Origin of the sequence: Luteimonas rhizosphaericola, from assembly GCF_029888045.1 — a bacterium.
Taxonomy (GTDB): Bacteria; Pseudomonadota; Gammaproteobacteria; order Xanthomonadales; family Xanthomonadaceae; genus Luteimonas; species Luteimonas rhizosphaericola.
Window position 1 is genome coordinate 321,450 of the sequence record NZ_JARXRN010000016.1, and the last position, 22,325, is coordinate 343,774.

Genomic DNA, 22,325 nt, shown 5'->3' on the forward strand with positions numbered 1-22,325 from the left:
GGCGGTCGCTTATCGGAAGGCGGCGTCGGCGGCGCGGCGCTCGGCGATCTCGGCCTCGAGACGGTCGCCGATCGCCAGCAGCTTGGGCTTGGTGACGATGTTCTCGCCGCGGTGCTCGAAGTGGTACTCGTGCACGTGGGTCTCGACGATCGAATCCACCGGGCAAGATTCCTCGCAGAAGCCGCAGTAGATGCACTTGAACAGGTCGATGTCGTAGCGCGTGGTGCGGCGGGTGCCGTCCTCGCGCGGCTCGGAATCGATCGTGATCGCGAGCGCCGGGCACACCGCCTCGCACAGTTTGCACGCGATGCAGCGCTCCTCGCCGTTCGGATAGCGTCGCAGCGCATGCAGGCCGCGGAAGCGCGGCGACTGCGGCGTCTTCTCCATCGGGTACATCAGCGTGTACTTCGGACGGAACAGGTACTTGAGCGTCAACCCGAGGCCGCCGATCAGCTCCAGCAGCAGCAGGCTCCGCACCCACGACAAGAACTTGCCCATCACTGCCCCGCCTCGAACACGCCGAAATACGCCATCAACGCCACCACCACGATCCAGCCGATGCTCAGCGGGATGAACACCTTCCAGCCCAGCCGCATGATCTGGTCGTAGCGGTAGCGCGGGAACGAGGCGCGGAACCAGATGAAGCAGCTGGCGAAGAAGAACACCTTCGCGAACAGCCACCACCAGCCGTCGCCCAGGACGACGCCCAGCACCGGAACGTCCGGGATCCAGGCCGCGGGGATCGGCGAGAGCCAGCCGCCCAGGAAGAAGATCGGCGTCAGGAAGCTGACCAGGATCATGTTCGCGTACTCGGCCAGGAAGAACAGCGCGAACGCCGACCCCGAATACTCCACCATGTGCCCGGCCACGATCTCCGACTCGCCCTCGACCACGTCGAACGGCGCGCGGTTGGTCTCGGCCACGCCGGAGATGAAGTAGATGACGAACAGCGGCAGCATCGGCAGCCAGAACCACTCGAACAGGCCCGTGTCGCCGGACTGCGCCATCACGATCTGCGACAGGTTCAGGCTGCCCGCGCCCACCATCACGCCGACCAGGGCGAAGCCCATGGCGATCTCGTAGCTGACCACCTGCGCGGCCGAGCGCATCGCGCCCAGGAACGCGTACTTCGAGTTCGAGGCCCAGCCGGCGAGGATGATGCCGTACACGCCCAGCGAGGTCATCGCCAGCAGGTACAGCAGGCCGGCGTTGGCGTTGGACAGCACCAGCTGCGCGTCGAACGGCACCACCGCCCAGGCCGCAAATGCCGGCGCCAGGGTGATCAGCGGCGCCAGGATGTACAGCGCCTTCTGCGCGTTGGTCGGCTGGATGACTTCCTTGAACAGCAGCTTGAACACGTCGGCGAAGGCCTGCAGCACGCCCCAGCCGACGTACATCGGGCCATGGCGCACGTGCATCCAGCCGATCAGCTTGCGCTCCCACACCACGTAGAACGCGACCGCCAAGATCACCGGCACCGCGATCACCAGCACCTTCAGCACGATCCAGATGATCACGCCGATCGCGCCCAGCGACAGCAGCCAGTCGTGCAGCGGCGCGGTCCAGTCCGACAGCAGGGTGGCGGTATTGGTCGCGCTCATGCGGCCTCCACCCGGACGCGGCCGGCGCCCAGCGCGGCGGTCGCGCCATGGCCGGACTCGACCCATGCACAGCCGGCCGCCACCGCCTCGCTCAGGTGCACCTGCAGCGTCGCGGTACCCGCACCAGTGCTGACCTTCGCCATCGCGCCGGTCGCCAGGCCGGCCGCGCGCGCATCGTCGGGATGCAGGGTCACGCGCGGACCCACGTTGAGCGGATGCGCCTGCAGCGCCTGGGCGCGGCGGACGAGGCCGTCGACGCGATAGATCGCCTGCGACACGGCCAGTTCCAGGCCGTCGCCGGTCCCGGCCGCGGCCGCGGCCACGGGCGCGTCGCCGGCACGCGGCAGCGACGGCGTCCGCGCCACCAGCCCGGCGCGCAGTCCGGCCAGGTCGGTGAACTCGAAGCCGGGCAGCCCCAGTTCACCGGCCAGGGCGCGCAGCACCGTCCAGCCCTGGCGCGCCTCGCCCGGCAGCTTGCCGGCGGCAAAGGCGCGCTGGTCGCGGCCGTCGAGGTTGGTCAGGGTGGCGTCGTTCTCGAACAGGGTGGCGATCGGCAGGATCACGTCGGCCACGCGGCGGGTCGACTGGCAGGCGAAATGGCTGAAGGCCACCACCTGCGCGCCACCCAGCGCCTTGAGCGCGGCCGCCTGGTCGGCGAAATCCAGGCCCGGCTCGATGCCGTACAGCACATACGCGCTGCGCGGCTCGGCGAGCATCGCGCCGGCATCGCGCGCGGCCGGCAGCACGCCATGGCGGGCCAGCCCGAGCGCATTGGCGCCCTGCGGGATGCGGCACAGCGAGGCGCCGTGGGCGGCCGCGAAATCGGCCGCGGCGCGGCGGATCCCGGCGGCATGCGGGCCGTTCTCGGCCACCGCGCCGACGATCACCACGACGCGGTCGGAGCCCCGCACGGCCCCGGCCAGTTCGGCCGAACCAAGCGCCCCGGCGATCGCGGACGGCGCCACCAGCGCCTTCGAGGCGATGTCGAACGTGAACTCGAAATCGACCGGCCCCACCACGTGCACCTTCGCGCCGCGGGTGAACGCCTTGCGCACGCGCTGGTGCAGCAGCGGCACCTCGTGGCGCAGGTTGCTGCCGACGATGACGATCGTGTCGGCCTGCTCGATCTCCGCGACCGGCAGCGCGAACGCCTCGGCGACCGCGCCGTCGGACAGGTCGCGCTGGGCGATGCGGTGGTCGAGGTTGCCGGTGCCCAGGCCCTCGGCCAGGCGCGCGAGCAGCGCGCCCTCCTCGTTCGAGGTCGCCGGGTGCACCAGCACGCCGAGGTTGTCGGCGCCGTTGTCGCGCAGGATCTGCGCGGCCCTGGCCAGCGCCTCGTCCCACGTCGCCTCGCGCCAGTCGCCGTCGTCGCCGTTGGACGCCACGCGCAGCAGCGGCCGCACCGCACGGTCGTCGGCATACAGGCCCTGGTGCGAGTAGCGGTCGCGGTCGGACAGCCAGCACTCGTTGACCGCCTCGTTATCGCGCGGCACCGCGCGCATCACGTCGCCGCGGCGCAGGTGCAGGAACAGGTTGCTGCCGAGCGCGTCGTGGAAACCGAGCGACTCCTTCGCGATCAGCTCCCACGGCCGGGCGCGGAAGCGGAACACCTTGTTGGTCAGCGCGCCCACCGGGCAGACGTCGATGACGTTGCCCGACAGCTCCGTGGTCAGCGGCTTGCCGTCGTAGGTGCCGATCTGCAGGTTCTCGCCGCGCTGCATGCCGCCCAGCTCATAGGTACCGGCGACTTCGGCGGTGAAGCGCACGCAGCGCGTGCACTGGATGCAGCGGGTCATCTCGGTGGCGACCAGCGGCCCCATGTCCTCGTCGGCGACCACGCGCTTGCGCTCGACGAAGCGGCTGACCGAACGTCCGTAACCCAGCGACAGGTCCTGCAGTTCGCACTCGCCGCCCTGGTCGCAGATCGGGCAGTCGAGCGGATGGTTGATCAGCAGGAACTCCATCACGTTGCGCTGCGCCTTGAGCGCCTTCTCGTTGCGCGTGAAGACCTTCAGCCCGTCCATCACCGGCGTGGCGCAGGCCGGCGAGGGCTTGGGCGCGGAGCGGCCGCCGACCTCGGTGTCGACCAGGCACATGCGGCAGTTCGCGGCGATCGAAAGCTTGTCGTGGTAGCAGAAGCGCGGGATCGGGATGCCGGCCTTGTCGGCGGCATGGATGATCATCGAGCCCTTGGGCGCGGCCAGCTCCACGCCGTCGATGAAGACGGTGACGTGGTCGGGCGGCAGGTTCGGGTTGACCGGCTGTGCGCTCACGCGGCCACCTGCTCGGCCTGGACCAGGGTGCCGGCGAGCGCGTCGTCGACGTAGAAGCGCCTGTTCACGATGGCGTACTCGAATTCGTGCCAGAAGTGGCGCAGGAAGCCCTGCACCGGCCACGCGGCCGCCTCGCCGAACGCGCAGATGGTGTGGCCCTCGATCTGCCCCGCCGCCGCGCGCAGCATGTGCAGGTCGTCGAGCGTGGCCTGCCTGTTCACGATCCGCGTCACCATGCGGTACATCCAGCCGGTGCCTTCGCGGCAGGGCGTGCACTGGCCGCAGCTTTCCTTGAAGTAGAACCGCGCCACGCGCTGGCAGGCGCGGACCATGCAGGTGGTGTCGTCCATCACCACCACCGCCGCCGAGCCCAGGCCGGAGCCGGCCTTCTGCAGCGCGTCGTAGTCCATGGTCAGGCCCATGATCGTGTCGGCCGGCAGCACCGGCATCGACGAGCCGCCCGGGATCACGCCCTTGAGCTTGCGGCCGGGGCGCAGGCCGCCGGCGATGTCGAGCAGTTCCGCGAACGGCGTGCCCAGCCGCAGCTCGTAGTTGCCGGGCCGGGTGACGTGGCCGGAGACCGAGAAGATCTTGCAGCCGCCGTTGTTCGGCTTGCCCAGGCCCAGGAACCACTCGGCCCCATTGCGCACGATCGCAGGCACCGAGGCGAAGGTCTCGGTGTTGTTGATCGTGGTCGGCTTGCCGTAGAGGCCGAAGTTGGCCGGGAACGGCGGCTTGAACCGCGGCTGGCCCTTCTTGCCTTCCAGCGACTCCATCAGCGCGGTCTCTTCACCGCAGATGTAGGCGCCGGCGCCGAGCGCGTTGTACAGGTCGATGTCGATGCCCGAGCCGAGGATGTCCTTGCCCAGCCAGCCGTTGGCATAGGCCTCGCGGGTGGCTTCCTCGAGGTGCTCGAACGGCTCGTGGTGGAACTCGCCGCGCAGGTAGTTGTAGCCCACGCTGGCGCCGGTGGCGTAGCAGGCGATCGCCATGCCCTCGATCACCGAATGCGGGTTGTAGCGCAGGATGTCGCGGTCCTTCGCAGTGCCCGGCTCGGATTCGTCGGAGTTGCAGAGGATGTACTTCTGCATCTCGCCCTTGGGCATGAAGCTCCACTTCAGGCCGGTCGGAAAGCCCGCGCCGCCGCGGCCGCGCAGGCCCGACTGCTTGACCATCTCGATGATGTCGGCCGGCGGGATCTTCTCGGTCAGGATCCGGCGCAGCGCCGCATAGCCGCCGGTCTTGAGGTAGTTCTCGTACGACCACGGCTTGTCGAAATGCAGCGTGGTGTAGACGGCCTGGTGCTCCTTCGGCGCGGGGCCGACGGGGCCGTAGCCTTCGGAATAGTGCGAATGACCCGCCATCACTTCAGCCCGTCCAGCAGCTCGTCCACGCGCTCGGGCGTGAGCTTCTCGTGGTAATGCCCGTTGATCACGACCACCGGCGCGCCGCAGCACGCGGCCACGCACTCTTCCTCGCGCTTGAGGTAGACGCGCCCGTCGGCGGTGGATTCGCCCAGCCGGCAGCCGAGCTTCTTCTCGGCGTGCTCGACCAACTGCTCGGCCCCGTTGAGCCAGCAGCTGATGTTGGTGCAGAAGGCCACGTTGTGGCGGCCGACCTGTTCGGTCTCGAACATCGAGTAGAACGTCGCCACCTCGTAGGCCCACACCGGGGGCAGGTCGAGGTACTTCGCCACGCCGGCGATCAGCTCGTCGGTCAGGAAGCCCTGGTTCTGCTCCTGCGCCGCGAACAGGCCCTGCAGCACCGCCGAACGCTTGCGGTCCGGCGGGAACTTGGTGAGCCAGTGGTCGATGTGCGCGCGCGTGGCATCGCTCAGCACGACCATCGGGTCGACGTTGCGCGCATTCTCGAAATTGCCGGTCGCTTTCATCGCCTGCCTTACCTGTCGATCTCGCCGAACACGATGTCGTAGGTGCCGATCATCGCCACCACGTCGGCCAGCATGTGGCCCCGCACGATCTCGTCCATCGACGACAGGTGCGCGAAGCCCGGCGCGCGCAGGTGCACGCGGAAGGGCTTGTTGGCGCCGTCGCTGACCAGGTAGCAGCCGAACTCGCCCTTGGGCGCCTCGACCGCGCGGTAGGTCTCGCCGGCGGGCACGCAGTAGCCTTCCGAGAACAGCTTGAAGTGGTGGATCAGCGCTTCCATGTCGTCCTTCATCTCCTCGCGGGAGGGAGGCGCGACCTTGTAGTTGTCGACCATCACCGGGCCGGGGTTGGCCTTCAGCCAGGCCACGCACTGCTCGATGATGCGCACGGACTGGCGCATCTCGGCCACGCGCACCAGGTAGCGGTCGTAGCAGTCGCCGTTGACGCCGACCGGGATGTCGAAATCGACCGCGTCGTACTTCGCGTACGGCTGCTTCTTGCGCAGGTCCCAGGCCACGCCCGAGCCGCGCAGCATCGGGCCGGTCATGCCCCAGGCCAGCGCCTGCTCCGGCGGGATCACGCCGATGCCGACCGTACGCTGCTTCCAGATGCGGTTGTCGGTGAGCAGGGTCTCGTATTCGTCGACGCGCGCGGGGAAATCCTTCGCGAACGCCTCCAGGTAATCCAGCAGCGAGCCTTCGCGCCACGCGTTGAAGCGCGCGAGCTTGGCGCCCTTGCGCCACGGCGACTCGCGGTACTGCGGCATGCGGTCGGGCAGGTCGCGGTAGACGCCACCGGGGCGGTAGTAGGTCGCGTGCATGCGCGCGCCCGACACCGCCTCGTACACGTCCATCAGTTCCTCGCGCTCGCGGAACGCGTACAGGAACACCGCCATCGCGCCCAGGTCGAGCGCGTTGGAGCCGATCCACATCAGGTGGTTGAGGATCCGGGTGACCTCGTCGAACAGCGTGCGGATGTACTGCGCGCGCTCGGGCGCCTCGATCCCCATCAGGGTCTCGATCGCGAGCACGTAGGCGTGCTCGTTGCACATCATCGACACGTAGTCGAGGCGGTCCATGTAGCCGATCGACTGGTTGAACGGCTTGGACTCGGCCAGCTTCTCGGTACCGCGGTGGAGCAGCCCGATGTGCGGGTCGGCACGCTGCACCACTTCGCCGTCCATCTCCAGAATCAGGCGCAGCACGCCGTGCGCGGCCGGATGCTGGGGGCCGAAGTTCAGCGTGTAGTTGCGGATCTCCTGGCGGCCCTCGGCGGCGCTGCTGGCGAAGCCCTCGCTGGCCTGGTGCACGGGCGTGTGCGGAACGGCGCTCATTTCGCGTCTCCCGTGCGGCGCGCCATCTGCTCGCCGACCGCGGTCTGGTAGCGCGCGTCGTCGCGGATCACGCGCGGCACGTTCACCCGCGGCTCGACCGAGGTCACCGGCTCGTACACCACGCGCTTGCGGTCGGCGTCGTAACGGACCTCGACGTTGCCGATCAGCGGGAAATCCTTGCGGAACGGATGGCCGATGAAGCCGTAGTCGGTCAGGATCCGGCGCAGGTCCGGGTGGCCCTGGAAGATGATCCCGTACAGGTCGAACGCCTCGCGCTCGAACCAGTTCGCCACCGGCCACAGGACGGTCAGCGACGAGACCACCGGCAGGTCGTCGCTGGGGGCGACGCAGGTCACGCGCAGGCGCCGGTTGTGCTGGACCGACAGCAGCTGGGCGACCGCGGCGAAACGCCGCTGCGGCACGGGGATCGCACCCACGCCATCCGGTTCGTCGAGCTGCTGGGTGGTCGCCTCGCCGAAACGGAAGCGGCCCGGCCCCCGGCCTTCGACGCCGCGGCTGAAGCCTTCGGACGAGGTGTCGGTATCCCACTCGTCGCTGCCGTAGCCGAGGTAATCGATGCCGCACAGGTCGACCAGCGACTCGAACCCGAACTCGTCGCGCAGCGCGGTGCAGGTGTCGAGCCAGTCGCCGTCGGTGACGAGGCCCACCTCGCCGCGCGGCACGGCCATGGACACGGTGGCGTCGGGGAACCGCGCACGCAGGCGTTCGACGAAACTGGACAGCGGCTCGCTCATTCGCGCAGCCCCGTCTTCACGTCGCCGAAGTTGGTGGCGCGACGGATCTTCTTCTGCAGCTGCAGGATGCCGTACACCAGTGCCTCGGCCGTCGGCGGACAGCCCGGCACGTAGACGTCGACCGGCACGATGCGGTCGCAGCCGCGCACCACCGCGTACGAGTAATGGTAGTAGCCGCCGCCGTTGGCGCAGCTGCCCATCGAGATGACCCACTTCGGGTCCGGCATCTGGTCGTAGACCTTGCGCAGGGCCGGGGCCATCTTGTTGACCAGGGTGCCAGCCACGATCATCACGTCGGACTGGCGCGGCGACGGGCGGAACACCACGCCGTAACGGTCCAGGTCGAGGCGCGCGGCGCCGGCGTGCATCATCTCGACCGCGCAGCAGGCCAGGCCGAAGGTCATCGGCCACATCGAGCCGGTGCGCGCCCAGTTGAGCAGCACGTCGGAACTGGTGGTGACGAAGCCGCGCTCCAGCAGGGGGTTCTCCCCTTCCGGGCGCAGGATGTCGTCGAGCCGGCCTTCCGGCAGCGGATTGCTGGCCGCATCCGCCAGGCCGCGGACCGCCTGGATCACTCCCATTCCAGCGCTCCCTTCTTCCAGACGTAGACGAACCCGAGCAGCAGCATGCCCACGAAGATGCCCATCTCGACCAGGCCGAGCGGACCCAGTTCGCGGAACACCGTCGCCCACGGCACGATGAAGATGATTTCCAGGTCGAAGATGATGAACTGGATGGCGATCAGGTAGTAGCGCACGTCGAACTGCATGCGCGCGTCCTCGAACGCGGCGAAGCCGCACTCGTACGGCGACAGCTTCTCCGGCGAGGGCCGCTTGGGCCCGAGCAGGTTGCCGATGACCAGCAATGCGATGCCGATACCGGTGGCCACGATCAGGAACAGCAGGGTCGGCAGGTATTCGGCCAGCACGCGTTGTTCTCTCTCGGCTACTTGCCGCGTTGCCGCGGCCGTTGCTCGACGCGCCAGGCGCGCGAAACATCAAAAAAATGGTGCCCAAGGGGGGACTCGAACCCCCACGACCGAAGCCGCTACCACCTCAAGGTAGTGCGTCTACCAATTCCGCCACCTGGGCAAATTCTACGGCTGCCGCGCATGTGTCGTGCGGCATCGCGCAATTGTAAGCCTTCCTACTGCGTTTGCGCAGCGGGTTCGGACTCTTCCGCTGCGCCTTCGTCCGCGGGCGCATCGGCGGCCGGCGCTTCCGGCACCACCGCATCGGTGGCAGGAGCCTGCTGCGGGGCGGCCGGCACGCTCGCGTCGGCGGCAGGCGCCTGGGGCACGGCGACCGCGCCGGGCGCTGCCGGGGCGGCGGGCACCTGCGACATCACGCCCAGGTCGCTGGCGGCCTCCGGGCTCACCGCACGGTGCGTGGCGTACCACGCCATGAACAGGGTGATCGCGAAGAACGCGATCGCCAGCCACTTGGTGGCCTTGCTGAGGAAATTCGCCGAACCGCGCGCACCGAACACGGTGGACGACGCGCCGCCACCGAAACCGGACCCGGCGGAGGCGCCGGCGCCGCGCTGCATCAGGATCAGCGCGATCATCGCGATCGCGACCAGGACGAACAGGATGTTGAGGGTCAACAGCAGCATTGCGGCTTACTCGGGAGGGCTTGGGACCCGGCGTCAGCGGGCGGCCGCGCGGACGATGGCGAGGAAATCCGCCGCCACCAGCGAGGCGCCGCCGATCAGGCCGCCGTCGATGTCCGCCTGGGCGAACAGTTCGGCGGCGTTGGCCGGCTTCACGCTGCCGCCGTACAGGATCGGCAGCGAATCGCCGATTCTAGCATCCAGCGCCGCGACCTGGCCACGGATGAAGGCGTGCACCGCCTGCGCCTGCTCGGGGCTGGCGGTGCGCCCGGTGCCGATGGCCCAGACCGGCTCGTAGGCGACCACCGCGCCGGAGAAGCGGGCGATCCCGGCCAGTTCCAGCACCGGCTGCAGCTGGGACGCGATCACCGCCTCGGTCCGCCCGGCCTCGCGGTCCTCCAGGGTCTCGCCCAGGCACAGGATCGGCACCAGGCCGGCGTTGGAGGCGGCGAGGAACTTCTTCGCCACCAGTCCGCTGCTCTCGTGATGGTGCTGGCGGCGCTCGGAGTGGCCCACCAGGCCATAGCGGGCGCCGACGTCGAGCAGCATGCGTGCCGACACTTCGCCGGTATACGCGCCTTCCTCGTTGGGGCTGACGTCCTGCGCGCCGAAGGCGATCGGCCTGGCCTCGAAGTCCTCGACCAGGTCGCCCAGGTAGGGCATCGGCGGCAATACCACCACGTCCACCCCATCCACGGGGAGGCCGGCCGACACCTCGCACAGCAGGCGGGTGGCGAACTCGCGGGTGCCGTACAGCTTCCAGTTTCCGGCGACGATCCTGCGGCGCATCGGCGGCTCCGTTCCGGTCAGTGGCGGCGAGCATAGCCCATCGCGGGCGCCGGCCGATTCGACGTGCCGAACGTCCCGCCGGCACCGACCTACTTCAGCTTGATCTCGCGCAGGCGCTGCTCGAGGAAACCATGCGCGGTGATCGGCTCGGGGTAGCGGCTCGGGTTGTCGGCGCTGATGCAGGCCGGCAGCACGTCGATCAGGAAGTCGGGATTCGGGTGCAGGAAGAACGGTACCGAATAGCGCGGCTGGCGCGCCGCGTCGCCGGGCGGGTTCACCACGCGGTGGATGGTCGAGGGATACACGTGGTTGGTCAGCCGCTCGAGCATGTCGCCGATGTTGACCACGATGGTGTCGCCCTCGGAGGTGAACGGCACCCACTCGCCCTGCGTGGACTGCACCTCGAGCCCGGCGGTCGAGGCACCGACCAGCAGGGTGATGAAGTTGATGTCGCCGTGGGCGCCGGCGCGCACGTTGGGGATGTCGTCGGCGGTGATGGGCGGATAGTGGATCGGGCGCAGGATCGAGTTGCCGAAGTCGGTCTTGTCGGCGAAGAAATCCTGCGGCAGCCCGATGTGCAGCGCCAGCGCGGACAGCACGCGCGATCCCAGCGCGTCGAGCGCGTTGTACAGCGCCAGGCCGCGGGCGCGGAACTCCGGCACCTCGTCGGGCCACACGTTCGGCGGCATCACGTCACGGTACTTCGAGCCGTCGGGCAGCTCGCGGCCGACGTGGTAGAACTCCTTGAGATCGAAATGCTTCGAGCCCTTGGCGGTCTCGATGCCGAACGGCGTGTAGCCGCGCGCTCCGCCTTGCCCCGGCACGTGGTAGCGGCGCTTGACCTCGTCGGGCAGCGCGAAGAAGTCGCGGAACGCGGCGTAGGCGTCGTCGATCAACGCCTGCGCGATGCCGTGGTGGCTGATGCCGGCGAAGCCCCACTCGCGGTAGGCCGCACCGAGTTCGGCGACGAACGCGTCGCGGTCGGTGTCGAAGCGGCGGATGTCGAGGGTCGGGATTCGCGAACTCATCGTGGGCTCCGGAAATTGGCGGCGCGGGCGCCGCCGGGATCGCGTCCGCTCACGCGCCGGCCGCGTCGCGCACCGCGGCGGAAAGCGCCTCGAGCGTCGAGGCCACCAGCGCCTCGTCGTCGGCCTCGACCGTCACCCGCACCACCGGTTCGGTGCCGGACGGACGCAGGAACGCGCGGCCCCGGCCGTCCACCGCCGCCTGGGCGCGCGCCAGCGCGGCCTGCACGCTGTCGGCTTCGGCCGGCCTGGCGCCGTTGCCGTAGCGCACGTTCACGGTCCTCTGCGGCAGCTTGCGCACGCCGTCCAGCGCCTGCTGCAGGGTCAGGCCGCGGCGCTTGAGCACTTCCAGCACCTGCAGCGCGCTGATGATGCCGTCGCCCGTCGTGGCACGATCCAGGCACAGCAGGTGGCCGGAGGCCTCGCCGCCGAGGATGCCGTCGTGCTCGAGCAGCGCCTGGTGCACGTAGCGGTCGCCCACCTTCGTGCGCACGAAGCCGATGCCGGCGCGGTCCAGCGCCTGCTCCAGACCGTAGTTGGTCATGATCGTGCCGACCACCGGGCCGCGCAGGCGGCCGCTGGCCTGCCAGTCGGTCGCCAACAGGTACAGCAGGTTGTCGCCGTCGTGCACGGCGCCGTCGCTGTCGACGAACAGCAGGCGGTCGCCGTCGCCGTCGAAGGCGATGCCGAGGTCGGCACCGGTCTCGCGCACGCGTGCGGCCAGGCCTTCCGGATGCATCGAGCCCACGCCGTCGTTGATGTTGGTGCCGCTGGGATCGACGCCGATCGCGTCCACGCGTGCGTCGAGCTCCCGCAGCACCAGCGGCGCGATCTGGTAGGTCGCGCCGTGCGCGCAATCCACGACCACGTGCATGCCGCTCAGGTTGAAGCTGCGCGGGACGGAGCTCTTGCACGCCTCCACGTAGCGGCCGACCGCGTCGCGCGTGCGCACCGCCTTGCCCAGGCGCTCGGAGGCCACCGTGGCGAACGGCCGGTCGAGCGCGGCCTCGATCGCCAGCTCGGTGGCGTCGTCGAGCTTCTCGCCCTCGGCCGAGAAGAACTTGATGCCGTTGTCGTAGTGCGGGTTGTGCGAGGCGGAGATCACGATGCCGCCGTCGGCGCGCAGCGAGCGCGTCATGTGCGCGACCGCCGGCGTGGGCATCGGCCCCATCAGCTGCACGTGCACGCCGGCGGCGACCAGCCCCGCCTCGAGCGCGGCTTCGAACATGTAGTTGGAGATCCGCGTGTCCTTGCCGATCACCACCAGCGGCTTGCGCGCGTCGCCGCCGCGCTCGGCGGCCTCGCGCAGCGCGTGGCCGTAGGCGTTGCCCAGGCGCAGCACGAAATCGGCCGAGATCGGGCCCTCGCCCACCCGGCCGCGGATGCCGTCGGTGCCGAAGTAGCGACGGCTCATGCGGCCACGTCCTGCGGCACCGGCTGCCGGGTCATCATCGCCACCAGGGTGGCGATGCGGTCGCGCAGCTGGCGGCGGTCGCAGATCTGGTCGATCGCGCCGTGCTCGAGCAGGAACTCGGAGCGCTGGAAGCCCTCCGGCAGTGTCTCGCGCACCGTCTGTTCGATCACCCGCGGGCCGGCGAAGCCGATCAGCGCGTCGGGTTCGGCGATGTTGACGTCGCCCAGCATCGCGAACGAGGCCGACACGCCGCCCGTGGTCGGGTGCGTCATCACCGAGATGTACGGCAGGCCCGCTGCACGCAGGCGCCCCAGCGCGGCCGAGGTCTTGGCCATCTGCATCAGCGAGAACAGGCTTTCCTGCATGCGCGCGCCGCCGCTGGCGGAGAAGCACACGAAGCCCGAGCCCAGCTCCAGCGCGCGTTCGGCGCCGAGGGCGAAGCGCTCGCCGACCACCGATCCCATCGAGCCGCCCATGTAGGCGAAGTCGAACGCGGCGGCCACCATCGGCAGCCGCTTGAGGCTGCCCTCCACCACCACGAGCGCGTCGCGCTCGCCGGTCGCCTTCTGCGCCGCCTTGATGCGATCGCCGTAGCGCTTCTGGTCGCGGAACTTCAGTACGTCGGTCGGGCCCAGTGCGCCGCCGATCTCGCGCAGCGGGCCTGGGTCGAGGAAACCCTTCAGGCGCGCACGGGCGCGGATCGGACGGTGGAAGCTGCACTTCGGGCAGACCTCGAGGTTTTCCTCGAGCTCGGGTCCGTACAGGACGGCGCCGCAGCGGTCGCACTTCTCCCACAGGCCCTCGGGGACGCTGCGCTTGCGGGTGGCGGCGCTGTCGGTGCGGATGCGCGGGGGCATCAGTTTCTTCAGCCAGCTCATGCCTGGAATCGGATCCGGGGGCGGCCGCGGCCGCGGAAGGCGCGCAGTTTAGCGCAAGGCCCGTGTGCGGCCGCTGGCGCCCCCGCTTCTGCCGGGAAGTCGGGCGGCGACGCAGCCGTGGGCGAATTCATGTCGTCTTTCCACAACGCGGGGCCATCGGCGACGCCCGGCACCGCTGCGCGCTCATGACCACTTGACCGCCACGGCCACCGACACCTGGCCCGCTTCGCGTCCCGCCAGCCTCCGGATCGCGCATCGCAGCCGCTTCCCGCCTCCGTTTGTTGCTGGATGGTCGGGTCGGGCCAGCCGCATGCCGCCGCCGGCGGCGGCCCCACAGTCGCCGGCCCCGGTCGCACGCGGCGCCCACGGGCGCTGCCTTCCCGGCCGCAAGCGAGACGGTGCGCCCGCAGCGCGACACTAGTCTGCCCCGGGTGCGCTTCGCTTACCCGGGCTACGCGCAGGCCGCCGGGCTCAGTCCAGCGCCGCGCGCAGCGGGGCCAGGAAGTCCGTCGCCCGCCGGGCGGCCGTGTCGGGATCGCCGGCCTCGGCCAGGGCCGACACCAGCGCGCTGCCCACGACCACGCCGTCCGCGTCCCGCGCCATCGCCGCGGCGCCGGCCGCATCGCGGATGCCGAACCCGGCCACCACCGGGACCGGGCTGCCGGCGCGGATCCGGCGCAGGTGCTCGCCGGCGGCCGTCGTGTCCAGCCGGTCGGAGGCCCCGGTCACGCCGGCGAAGCTGACGTAATAGAGATAGCCGCGCGCGTTGGCCAGCAGCAGCGACAGGCGCGCGTCGGTGGTCGTGGGCGAGGCCAGCAGCACCAGGTCGATGCCGTGCGCGGCGAACGCATCGCGGAATTCCGGCGCTTCCTCCGGCGGCAGGTCGACCAGCAGCACGCCGTCGACGCCGGCCGCTGCCGCCTCGCGCGCGAACCGCTCAGCGCCGCGGATCTCGACCGGATTGAGGTAGCCCATCAGCACCACCGGGGTCGCATCGTCGCGCGTGCGGAACGCGCGCACCGCATCGAGCACCCAGCTCAGCCCCGCCCCACGCGCCAGCGCACGCTCGGAGCTGCGCTGGATCGTCGGCCCGTCGGCCATCGGGTCGGAAAACGGCACGCCCAGTTCGATCAAATCGACGCCGGATTCCACCAGTGCGTGCATGACCGGGACCGTCGCCTCCAGCGACGGATCACCCGCGGTGAGGAACGGGATGAGGGCCTTGCGGCCGCGCGTGGCGAGCTCGACGAATCGCTGCTGGATGCGGCTCATGGGGAATTGGTCCCGTGATCAGGCAGGATGGGGTGGTACGGAGTCATACGCAGCCCTCGCTCAACCTGACGGCATCGGCGCGGCCCCAGAGGATGACCTCCACTTCCGCATCAGGCAGTTCGACGCGCAGCGCGCGGTCGTGCGTCGCATCGCGCCAGGTGACGTAGAGCCCGGGCGGCCACGCGTGTTTGTGCATATCGACGTCGAGTCCTTCGGCAGGCAGGCGTGCGCCCGCTTCGGCCAGCGACATGCCGCGGCGGATCCCGAACGGGGCCACCGGCGACGGCACGTCGTCGCCGCCCGACAAACCGATCTCGAACCGCGCGACGCGCCCGTCGCGCAGCAGCATGCCGACGCCGTCGGGCAGGCTGCCGCCGGAGACCTGGGTACAGACTTCCGGATCCGGCCAGTCCTCCACCTGCCACCCGGCGTCCGGCGCATCCAGTGCGACCGGCTGGTCCAGGCAGAAGCCCGCCACGCAATCGAATTCCTGCGCGGCAACGCCGTGGGCCAACGCCAGCAGCAGGCCGGCGGCAAGCAGCATTCCGCGCATCAGACCTCCACTCCCTCGCGCGCGGCGATGGTGTGCACGTCCTTGTCGCCGCGGCCGGACAGGTTGCACAGCACCAGCGCATCCTTCGGCAGTTCGCGCGCCAGCTTGATCGCCTGGGCGACGGCATGGCTCGACTCCAGCGCCGGCAGGATGCCTTCGGTCCGCGTGAGGCGGTGGAACGCCGCCAGCGCTTCGTCGTCGGTGATGCCGACGTACTCGGCGCGGCCGCTGTCCTTGAGGAAGGCGTGCTCGGGCCCGACGCCGGGATAGTCCAGGCCGGCCGAGACCGAATGCGTCTCGATGATCTGGCCGTCGTCGTCGCAGATCACGTAGGTACGGTTGCCATGCAGCACGCCCACCCGCCCGGCCGCGAGCGACGAGGCGTGGCGGCCGGTCTCGATGCCCTCGCCCGCCGCCTCGGCGCCGACGATGCGCACGCCCGGATCGTTGAGGAAAGCGTGGAACAGGCCGATGGCGTTGCTGCCGCCGCCGACGCAGGCGGTGATCGCGTCCGGCAGGCGGCCGTAGTCCTCCAGCATCTGCGCACGTGCCTCGCGCCCCACCACCGCGTTGAAGTCGCGCACCATGCGCGGGTACGGGTCGGGCCCGGCCACGGTGCCGATGATGTAGAACGTGTCGCGCACGTTGGTGACCCAGTCGCGCATGGCCTCGTTAAGCGCGTCCTTGAGCGTGGCCGAACCGCTGGTCACCGGCACCACGGTCGCACCCAGCAGCTTCATCCGGTAGACATTGATCTTCTGGCGCTCGATGTCGGTGGCGCCCATGTACACCACGCACTCCAGCCCCAGGCGCGTGGCCACGGTGGCGCTGGCCACGCCGTGCTGGCCGGCGCCGGTCTCGGCGATGATCCGGGTCTTGCCCATGCGCGCGGCCAGCAGGGCCTGGCCGATGGTGTTGTTCACCTTGTGCGCGCCGGTGTGGTTGAGGTCCTCGCGCTTGAGCAGGATCTGCGCGCCGCCGACCTCCCGGCTCAGTCGCTCTGCGTGGTAGATCGGGCTGGGCCGGCCCACGTAGTGCTTCAGGTCCTTGTCGTAGGCGGCGATGAAGGCCGGGTCGACGCGCGCGGCGTCGTAGGCCGCCGCCAGTTCCTCCAGCGGCCCGATCAGGGTCTCGGCGACGAAGCGTCCGCCGTGGCGGCCGAAATGGCCGGCGGCGTCGGGGTAGGCGTGGAAATCGGCGGGCACGGGCATGGCGGTCGCTGGCGAAGGGCTGGGCAACAGCTTAGGACACATGCCGATGCCGCAAAACCGATAAGATCTGGCCCACCCGTCAGGAAAACTCACAATTGGCCAGTCGCGCCCTGCCCTCGCTCAACGCCCTGCGCGCCTTCGAGGCGGCGGCCAGGCTCGGAAGCCTCGGCCGCGCGGGCGACGAACTGCACGTCACCCATGGCGCGGTCAGCCGCCAGGTGCGGCTGCTGGAGGATGACCTCGGTATCGCCCTGTTCCTCAGGGAAGGGCGGGGGCTGCGGCTGACGCCGGCCGGCGAACGCCTGCGCGAGGCCGCGGGCACTGCCTTCGACCAGCTGCAGGCCACCGTCCGCACCCTGCGCCGCAACGACGGCGCGGCCACGCGCGCGATCGGTTGCCCGGGCAGCCTGCTGGCGCGCTGGATCATTCCGCGGCTGGAACGCCTGCACGCCGACCTGCCCGGGCTGCGCCTGCACTTCGCCCCGCAGGAATCGGAGCCCGACCCCGCCCTGCCCGGGCTGGACGCGGTGCTGCTGGCAGGCGCCCCGCCCTGGCCGCCGGGCTGGCGCGCGTGGGCGCTGGGGCCGGAGCGGATCGGCCCCGTGCTCAGCCCGCGGCATCCCGAGTTCGCTCGCCTGGCGGTGCAGGCGCCCGACGCACTGCTGCAGGAGGCCCTGCTGCACACGGCCTCGCGTCCGCAGGCCTGGCCGCAATGGGCGAAGCCATACGGGCTGGACCCGGAGCGGCTCCGGACCGGCGCCGGCTTCGAACACCTCTACTACCTGCTCGAGGCCGCTGTCGCGGGGCTGGGGATCGCGATCGCGCCGGCGCCGCTGGTCGCTGCCGACCTCGCCGCCGACCGGCTGGCGGCGCCCTGGGGTTTCGTGGATACCGGTGCGCAGTGGTGCCTGTGCACGCGCGCGGCCGAGGATGCGCAGCTCGACCGGCTCGCGGCCTGGCTGCGCGCGGAACTGGCGCAGAGGCCGCCCGGCTAGCGCGCGAAAGCGTTCGCCGTCGCACGCGGTCGGTGGCCGCGGCTCAGCCGCAGTCTGCGCGGCGCACTTCCTCGACGAACTCGCGCATCCGCGCACCGTCCTTGACTCCGGGCGCGTCTTGGTCGGCTTCGATCCCGCCGGACACGTCCACGCCCCAGGGGCGGGTGGTCACGACTGCCTCGTGGATGTTGCCCGGCGTCAGTCCGCCGGCCACCAGGATCGGCTTGGTCAGCCCGCGCGGCACCCGGGTCCAGTCGAACGCGCGACCGGTGCCGCCGGCCTCGCCGGGGACATGCGCGTCGAGCAGGAAGCCGGACGCGCTGGGAAAGCGCGAATGCAGGGCCAGCGGATCGGGCGGCGTGTCCGCGCCCATCGCCACCGCCTTGATGTACGGCAGCCCGAAGCTGCGGCAGAACGCCTCGTCCTCGTCGCCATGGAACTGCAGCAGCGACGGGCGCACGATCGACAGCACCTGGCGCACCTCGTCGGCGCTGCTGTCCATGAACAGTGCGACCGCGTCGACCATCGGCGCCAGCGCATCGCGCATCGCCGCCGCCTGCTCGGGTTCCACCCGGCGCCGGCTGGACGCGGCGAACACGAACCCCACCGCATCCACGCCGAGTTCGCCGGCCAGGCGGACGTCGCCGGGACGGGTCATGCCGCAGAACTTGATGCGGGTGCGGAACAGGGGCGGCGACATGGCGGGTTTCCTTGGAGGTGGTGCATTGTGCGGAATTCGCCGCGCTTGTGGGAGCGTCCGCGACGATGCGGTCGCGCACCGGTCCCGGCGGTGGCGCACGAGCCGCATCCCGGCCGCCGCCGCTCAGTCCGCGCAGACCTCGCCCGGCAGTCCGCACGCGCGCGGATACAGCGGCCCGACGAACACCAGCCCGGTCGGCGGCGCGGTCGGGCCGGCCAGGCGACGGTCGCGCCCGGCCAGCAGTCCGGCGATCCAGGCTTCATCGCGCGCGCCGGCGCCCACCTCCAGCAGGGAGCCGGTGATGTTGCGCACCATGTGGTGCAGGAACGCGTTGGCCTGCACGTCGATCGTGACCACGTCGCCCTCGCGCGACACCGCGATGCGCTGCAGGTCGCGCCGGCCGTGCGTGGCTTCGCATTCGGCCGAACGGAACGCGCCGAAATCGTGCTCGCCCACCAGCGCCTGCGCGGCGCGGTGCATGGTGTCGGCGTCGAGCGGCCGCCAGTGCCACGACAGCCACTGCCGCGCGAGCGCAGGCCGCACCTGGCGGTTGAGGATGCGGTAACGGTAGCGGCGCGCCACCGCCGAGAACCGGGCGTTGAAGTCGTCCTTGACGGGACGGCACCACACCGCGCTCACCGCGGGCGGCAGCCGGGTCGAGGTACCGAGGGTCCAGGCGCGCGGATCGCGCCGCGCTTCGCTGTCGAAGTGCACCACCTGGCACTGCGCGTGCACGCCGGCATCCGTGCGCCCGGCGCAGACGGTGGCCACCGGGGCGTCCGCGACCGAGGACAGCGCGGCCTCCAGCACGCCCTGGACGGTGGCCTCGTCGGCCACGCCGGGCGGCGTCAGGCGCTGCCAGCCACGGAAGCCGCCGCCGTCGTATTCGACCCCTATCGCGTAGCGCGGCACACCGCTCAGGCCAGTTCGCGCAGCAGTTGCCGGGCCGCGTCGCGGGCATCGGCATCGCCGGCGTCGGCGACTTCCTGCAGCAGGCTGCGGGCGGTGTCGGTATCGCCGAGATCGAGGTAGGCGCGGGCGAGTTCGATCCTCTCGTGCCCGGCAGAGGCAGGCGGGACGGTCTCCTGCGGGACCGATCCCTGCGCCTGGCCCTGCGACTGGGACTGATGCTGCGTCACCGCCTCGCGCACCGGCGCGGCCGTGGACGCGTCATCGGCCTCCGGCTCGCGGGTTTCGCCCGACGCGTGCCACGTGGGCGAGGCGCCCGACGCCGCAGCCGGCGGCGCCTGCCAGGTCGAGGCGCGCTCCACCGGGACCACCGGCGGATCGGCCGCCGGCGACGCGGGCGCGGCCGGCACGATGACCGCCCGCCTTGGAGTCGAGTTGCCGGGCGCGCTCGCGAAACTGGGGCCGCCCTTGCGCGCGGGCGTGGGGCGCCGGCGCGACACGAGCCAGGCGACCAGCAGCGCGGCGGCCACCAGCCCGAGCCCGATCCACAGCCACGGCAGCCCGGCGCTCGCCTCCGGACCCGGCGCAGCGTCGCCGACGCTGGTGGTCGGCCGGGCGTTGCTCTCGGCCAGGCGCTGCTGCGCGGCCGCGAGTTCGCTGTCCTTCATCGCGATCAGCTGCGCCTGCTGCTGCTGCAGCTGCTCGAGCTCGGCCAGGCGCGTCCTCAGCTCCTCGACCTCGGCGTCGCGCGCCGCGAGGGTTTCGCGGGTCTGGACCAGTTCCTGTTGCTGCAGCATGTCGCCCTCGCCCCCGGCGGCGGTGCCGGTTCGTGTTCCTGCGTTCGCACTTGCGCCCGCGGCGGCGGGCACGATCTCCAGCCGCGCCTCGGCGACGCGCCCCGCGTTCGCGGCGGAGGCGTCCGCCGGCGCGCCGTCGGCCTCCGCGGCCGGCGCCGGGGCGCCGGCCATCGAATCGGGTTGCGCCACCGGCCGGCGCAGCTCGCGCCAGCGGCTGACGTGGTCGCGGACCAGGGCGTTGGCCTCGGCCACGCTGGCATCGGACCAGGTTTCAGTCGCGGGCACGCGCAGCACCGCGCCCTGGCGGATCAGGTTGAGGTTGCCGCCGATGAACGCTTCGGGATTCTCGCGCAGCAGCGCCAGCATCACCTGGTTGAGGCTGTTGCCGCTGCCGGTCGACAGTTCCGAGGCGATCTGGCCCAGGGTCTGTCCGCGCTGCACCGGGCCGATCTCGCCCGGCGTCGTCGCGGCCACCGCTGCCGGCGGCGCGGACGGCACCGCCGGGGGCGCAGGCGCGGGTGCGGGCTGGGGCGCCGGCGCGTCGGAGGCGGAGTCGGCGACCGCGTCGTCGGCGCGCGCTTCCTCGGGTGTCGGCGCCGCGGTGTCCGCCGGCGCCGGCTCGGCCGGTGCGGCGACGGCCGGACGCTCGATCAGGTTCGATGGCGCCGCCTGCGGCGCCTGGATCGGCGGCTGCGCGGGGGCGGCGACGGTCTGCGGGGTGTCGACCAGCGCCGAGTACTCGCGCACCAGCCGGCCCTGGCCCCACTCCACCTCGACCAGGAAGTTCAGCACCGGCTGCTGCACCGGCACGTCGGTGGTGATGCGGATGACCGGGCGGCCCTGCGCGTCGAGCGCGACCGCGAACCGCAGGTCAGAGACCAGGCCGGTGGGCGGATCGAGTCCGATGCGGCGGAAGGTCTCCGGCGAGGCCAGGCGCGCCTGCAGGTTCTCCAGTTCGGCCGGATCGGTGGAGATGATCGGGATCTCGGCCAGCAGCGGCTCGCCGGCGCGCGAACGCACCTCGACCTGCCCCAGGCCGAGCGCCAGCGCCACCTGGCACTGGAGCAGCAGGCACAGTGCGGCCAGCCGGCCGGCCCACTTGATCACGAGTGCGCTCCCATCGATCCCCGTCTTCCCGATGTGTGGAAGGTTCCGCACGCAACGTATTGATTCACGTGGCGGCCGTCAAGCGCGGCCGCCGCCGGGCATCGGCGCTGCCTGGCGCCGGAATGTTCAACGCGCGACCCGCCACGACGCGAGACCGGTCGGACGACCACGGCGCGCCCTGCCCGCCGCCGCCGATGCCGGGCCATCCCCGCGGACGGCCCCGGTATCGGGACTCAGTCTTCCGCGGCCACCAGCTCGGCGAGCTGCACCGCGTTGAGCGCCGCGCCCTTGCGGATGTTGTCCGAGACGATCCACAGGTTCAGCCCGCGCGGGTGCGAGAGGTCCTCGCGGATGCGGCCGACGAACACCGCGTCCTTGCCCGAGGCGTGGGTCACGGGCGTCGGGTAGCCGCCGGCCTTGCGCTCGTCGACCACCTCCACGCCCGGCGCGGACGCCAGCAGTTCGCGCGCGGCCTCGGGCGTGACCTTCTCCCGGGTCTCGATCGCCACCGCTTCCGAATGCCCGTAGAACACCGGCACCCGCACCGCGGTGGGATTCACCTGGATGGAGTCGTCGCCCAGGATCTTGCGCGTCTCCCAGACCAGCTTCATCTCCTCCTTGGTGAAGCCGTTGTCCAGAAACGCATCGATGTGCGGGATCAGGTTGAACGCGATCTGCACCGGGAACTTCTGCGGGTCGATGTCGGCGAAGCCCAGCAGCTGCGCGGTCTGCTTGCCCAGTTCCTCCATCGCGCTGCGCCCGGCGCCCGAGACCGACTGGTAGGTGGCCACGTTGATGCGCTCGATGCCGTAGCGGCGGTGCAGCGGCGCGAGCGCCACCAGCATCTGCATGGTCGAGCAGTTGGGGTTGGCGATGATCCCGCGCGGACGCTGCCTCACCTGCTCCGGGTTCACCTCGCTGACCACCAGCGGCACGTCGTCGTCGTAGCGGAACGCCGAGGAGTTGTCGATCACCACCGCGCCGGCGGCGGCGAACTTGGGCGCGTATTCCTTCGAGGTGTCGCCGCCGGCCGAGAACAGGGCGATGTCGATGCCGGCCGGATCGAAGGTGGCCAGATCCTGGACCACGATGTCGTCGCCGCGGAATTCGATGGTGCTGCCGGCCGAGCGCTCGGACGCGAGCGGGACCAGGGTGGCGACCGGGAAATCGCGCTCGGCCAGGATCGAGAGCATGACCTCGCCGACGGCGCCGG

Annotated in this window: 22 protein-coding genes and 1 tRNA gene; 1 reads left to right on the forward strand and 22 read right to left on the reverse strand. The window is 71.0% G+C overall.

Features of this window, described 5'->3' with window-relative positions; genetic code table 11:
• Positions 1–9: 9 nt before the first annotated feature.
• The 18 genes from nuoI to trpB all read right to left on the reverse strand — a co-directional run bounded on the left by nuoI (position 10) and on the right by trpB (position 16,604).
• Positions 10–498, reverse strand: coding sequence for an NADH-quinone oxidoreductase subunit NuoI (nuoI, locus tag QFW80_RS02710; protein ID WP_280599574.1), 489 nt, complete (start codon positions 496–498; stop codon positions 10–12).
• Complete coding sequence (nuoH, locus tag QFW80_RS02715) at positions 498–1,601, reverse strand: NADH-quinone oxidoreductase subunit NuoH (protein ID WP_280599575.1); 1,104 nt, start codon at positions 1,599–1,601, stop codon at positions 498–500. The genes nuoI and nuoH overlap by 1 nt, the downstream gene beginning before the upstream one ends.
• Positions 1,598–3,874: an NADH-quinone oxidoreductase subunit NuoG gene (gene nuoG, locus QFW80_RS02720; protein WP_280599576.1), complete on the reverse strand. Its 2,277-nt coding sequence runs from the start codon at positions 3,872–3,874 to the stop codon at positions 1,598–1,600. Before nuoG ends, nuoH begins: the two co-directional genes overlap by 4 nt.
• Complete coding sequence (nuoF, locus tag QFW80_RS02725; protein ID WP_280599578.1) at positions 3,871–5,238, reverse strand: NADH-quinone oxidoreductase subunit NuoF; 1,368 nt, start codon at positions 5,236–5,238, stop codon at positions 3,871–3,873. The genes nuoG and nuoF overlap by 4 nt, the downstream gene beginning before the upstream one ends.
• Positions 5,238–5,765 (reverse strand): NADH-quinone oxidoreductase subunit NuoE, encoded by a 528-nt coding sequence (nuoE, locus tag QFW80_RS02730; RefSeq protein ID WP_280599579.1) that lies wholly within the window; start codon positions 5,763–5,765, stop codon positions 5,238–5,240. The genes nuoF and nuoE overlap by 1 nt, the downstream gene beginning before the upstream one ends.
• Positions 5,766–5,773: 8 nt before the next feature.
• Positions 5,774–7,096, reverse strand: a complete 1,323-nt coding sequence (locus QFW80_RS02735) for an NADH-quinone oxidoreductase subunit D (RefSeq protein WP_280599580.1) — start codon at positions 7,094–7,096, stop codon at positions 5,774–5,776.
• Positions 7,093–7,851, reverse strand: coding sequence for an NADH-quinone oxidoreductase subunit C (locus QFW80_RS02740; protein ID WP_280599581.1), 759 nt, complete (start codon positions 7,849–7,851; stop codon positions 7,093–7,095). The genes QFW80_RS02735 and QFW80_RS02740 overlap by 4 nt, the downstream gene beginning before the upstream one ends.
• A complete protein-coding gene (locus tag QFW80_RS02745; protein WP_280599582.1) occupies positions 7,848–8,432 on the reverse strand; it encodes a NuoB/complex I 20 kDa subunit family protein in 585 nt (194 codons plus the stop codon). Before QFW80_RS02745 ends, QFW80_RS02740 begins: the two co-directional genes overlap by 4 nt.
• Positions 8,423–8,779, reverse strand: a complete 357-nt coding sequence (locus QFW80_RS02750; RefSeq protein WP_280599583.1) for an NADH-quinone oxidoreductase subunit A — start codon at positions 8,777–8,779, stop codon at positions 8,423–8,425. Before QFW80_RS02750 ends, QFW80_RS02745 begins: the two co-directional genes overlap by 10 nt.
• Before the next feature lie 78 nt (positions 8,780–8,857).
• Positions 8,858–8,942, reverse strand: a tRNA-Leu gene (locus tag QFW80_RS02755).
• A gap of 55 nt (positions 8,943–8,997) precedes the next feature.
• A complete protein-coding gene (secG, locus tag QFW80_RS02760; RefSeq protein ID WP_280599584.1) occupies positions 8,998–9,465 on the reverse strand; it encodes a preprotein translocase subunit SecG in 468 nt (155 codons plus the stop codon).
• Between the two features lie 33 nt (positions 9,466–9,498).
• Positions 9,499–10,251: a triose-phosphate isomerase gene (gene tpiA, locus QFW80_RS02765; protein ID WP_280599585.1), complete on the reverse strand. Its 753-nt coding sequence runs from the start codon at positions 10,249–10,251 to the stop codon at positions 9,499–9,501.
• 89 nt (positions 10,252–10,340) lie between these two features.
• A complete protein-coding gene (locus QFW80_RS02770; RefSeq protein ID WP_280599586.1) occupies positions 10,341–11,279 on the reverse strand; it encodes an isopenicillin N synthase family dioxygenase in 939 nt (312 codons plus the stop codon).
• Positions 11,280–11,328: 49 nt separating this feature from the next.
• Positions 11,329–12,690, reverse strand: a complete 1,362-nt coding sequence (glmM, locus tag QFW80_RS02775; protein ID WP_280599588.1) for a phosphoglucosamine mutase — start codon at positions 12,688–12,690, stop codon at positions 11,329–11,331.
• Positions 12,687–13,568, reverse strand: coding sequence for an acetyl-CoA carboxylase, carboxyltransferase subunit beta (accD, locus tag QFW80_RS02780; protein WP_280599590.1), 882 nt, complete (start codon positions 13,566–13,568; stop codon positions 12,687–12,689). The genes glmM and accD overlap by 4 nt, the downstream gene beginning before the upstream one ends.
• 471 nt (positions 13,569–14,039) lie before the next feature.
• On the reverse strand, positions 14,040–14,840 hold the full coding sequence (gene trpA, locus QFW80_RS02785) for a tryptophan synthase subunit alpha (RefSeq protein WP_280599591.1): 801 nt from the start codon (positions 14,838–14,840) through the stop codon (positions 14,040–14,042).
• Between the two features lie 43 nt (positions 14,841–14,883).
• Entirely contained in the window at positions 14,884–15,384 is a 501-nt protein-coding gene (locus QFW80_RS02790) for a hypothetical protein (protein WP_280599593.1), read from the reverse strand.
• A gap of 8 nt (positions 15,385–15,392) precedes the next feature.
• Entirely contained in the window at positions 15,393–16,604 is a 1,212-nt protein-coding gene (trpB, locus tag QFW80_RS02795; protein ID WP_425603487.1) for a tryptophan synthase subunit beta, read from the reverse strand.
• A gap of 95 nt (positions 16,605–16,699) precedes the next feature.
• Between trpB and QFW80_RS02800 the strand changes: the two genes are divergently transcribed.
• Positions 16,700–17,599, forward strand: coding sequence for a LysR family transcriptional regulator (locus tag QFW80_RS02800; RefSeq protein ID WP_280599596.1), 900 nt, complete (start codon positions 16,700–16,702; stop codon positions 17,597–17,599).
• Positions 17,600–17,642: 43 nt separating this feature from the next.
• Here the strand turns inward: QFW80_RS02800 and QFW80_RS02805 are convergent, their stop codons facing one another.
• The 4 genes from QFW80_RS02805 to QFW80_RS02820 form a co-directional block, all read right to left on the reverse strand.
• The gene (locus QFW80_RS02805; RefSeq protein WP_280599598.1) at positions 17,643–18,299 is read right to left on the reverse strand and encodes a phosphoribosylanthranilate isomerase; all 657 of its coding nucleotides are present in this window, start codon (positions 18,297–18,299) and stop codon (positions 17,643–17,645) included.
• A gap of 123 nt (positions 18,300–18,422) precedes the next feature.
• Complete coding sequence (gene truA / locus QFW80_RS02810; RefSeq protein ID WP_280599600.1) at positions 18,423–19,211, reverse strand: tRNA pseudouridine(38-40) synthase TruA; 789 nt, start codon at positions 19,209–19,211, stop codon at positions 18,423–18,425.
• A 5-nt stretch (positions 19,212–19,216) separates the two neighbouring features.
• Positions 19,217–21,112 (reverse strand): FimV/HubP family polar landmark protein, encoded by a 1,896-nt coding sequence (locus QFW80_RS02815; protein ID WP_280599602.1) that lies wholly within the window; start codon positions 21,110–21,112, stop codon positions 19,217–19,219.
• Positions 21,113–21,345: 233 nt separating this feature from the next.
• Positions 21,346–22,325 (reverse strand): aspartate-semialdehyde dehydrogenase (locus QFW80_RS02820; protein WP_280599603.1); only part of this gene is annotated, 980 nt, incomplete at its 5' end.

Coding starts and splice junctions, on each gene's coding strand:
- nuoI (WP_280599574.1), bottom strand. CDS start 498: ATGGGCAAGTTCTTGTCGTGGGTGCGGAGCCTGCTGCTGCTGGAGCTG.
- nuoH (WP_280599575.1), bottom strand. CDS start 1,601: ATGAGCGCGACCAATACCGCCACCCTGCTGTCGGACTGGACCGCGCCG.
- nuoF (WP_280599578.1), bottom strand. CDS start 5,238: ATGGCGGGTCATTCGCACTATTCCGAAGGCTACGGCCCCGTCGGCCCC.
- nuoE (WP_280599579.1), bottom strand. CDS start 5,765: ATGAAAGCGACCGGCAATTTCGAGAATGCGCGCAACGTCGACCCGATG.
- QFW80_RS02735 (WP_280599580.1), bottom strand. CDS start 7,096: ATGAGCGCCGTTCCGCACACGCCCGTGCACCAGGCCAGCGAGGGCTTC.
- QFW80_RS02740 (WP_280599581.1), bottom strand. CDS start 7,851: ATGAGCGAGCCGCTGTCCAGTTTCGTCGAACGCCTGCGTGCGCGGTTC.
- QFW80_RS02745 (WP_280599582.1), bottom strand. CDS start 8,432: ATGGGAGTGATCCAGGCGGTCCGCGGCCTGGCGGATGCGGCCAGCAAT.
- secG (WP_280599584.1), bottom strand. CDS start 9,465: ATGCTGCTGTTGACCCTCAACATCCTGTTCGTCCTGGTCGCGATCGCG.
- tpiA (WP_280599585.1), bottom strand. CDS start 10,251: ATGCGCCGCAGGATCGTCGCCGGAAACTGGAAGCTGTACGGCACCCGC.
- QFW80_RS02770 (WP_280599586.1), bottom strand. CDS start 11,279: ATGAGTTCGCGAATCCCGACCCTCGACATCCGCCGCTTCGACACCGAC.
- glmM (WP_280599588.1), bottom strand. CDS start 12,690: ATGAGCCGTCGCTACTTCGGCACCGACGGCATCCGCGGCCGGGTGGGC.
- accD (WP_280599590.1), bottom strand. CDS start 13,568: ATGAGCTGGCTGAAGAAACTGATGCCCCCGCGCATCCGCACCGACAGC.
- trpA (WP_280599591.1), bottom strand. CDS start 14,840: ATGAGCCGCATCCAGCAGCGATTCGTCGAGCTCGCCACGCGCGGCCGC.
- QFW80_RS02790 (WP_280599593.1), bottom strand. CDS start 15,384: ATGCTGCTTGCCGCCGGCCTGCTGCTGGCGTTGGCCCACGGCGTTGCC.
- trpB (WP_425603487.1), bottom strand. CDS start 16,604: ATGCCCGTGCCCGCCGATTTCCACGCCTACCCCGACGCCGCCGGCCAT.
- QFW80_RS02805 (WP_280599598.1), bottom strand. CDS start 18,299: ATGTCGCCGCCCCTGTTCCGCACCCGCATCAAGTTCTGCGGCATGACC.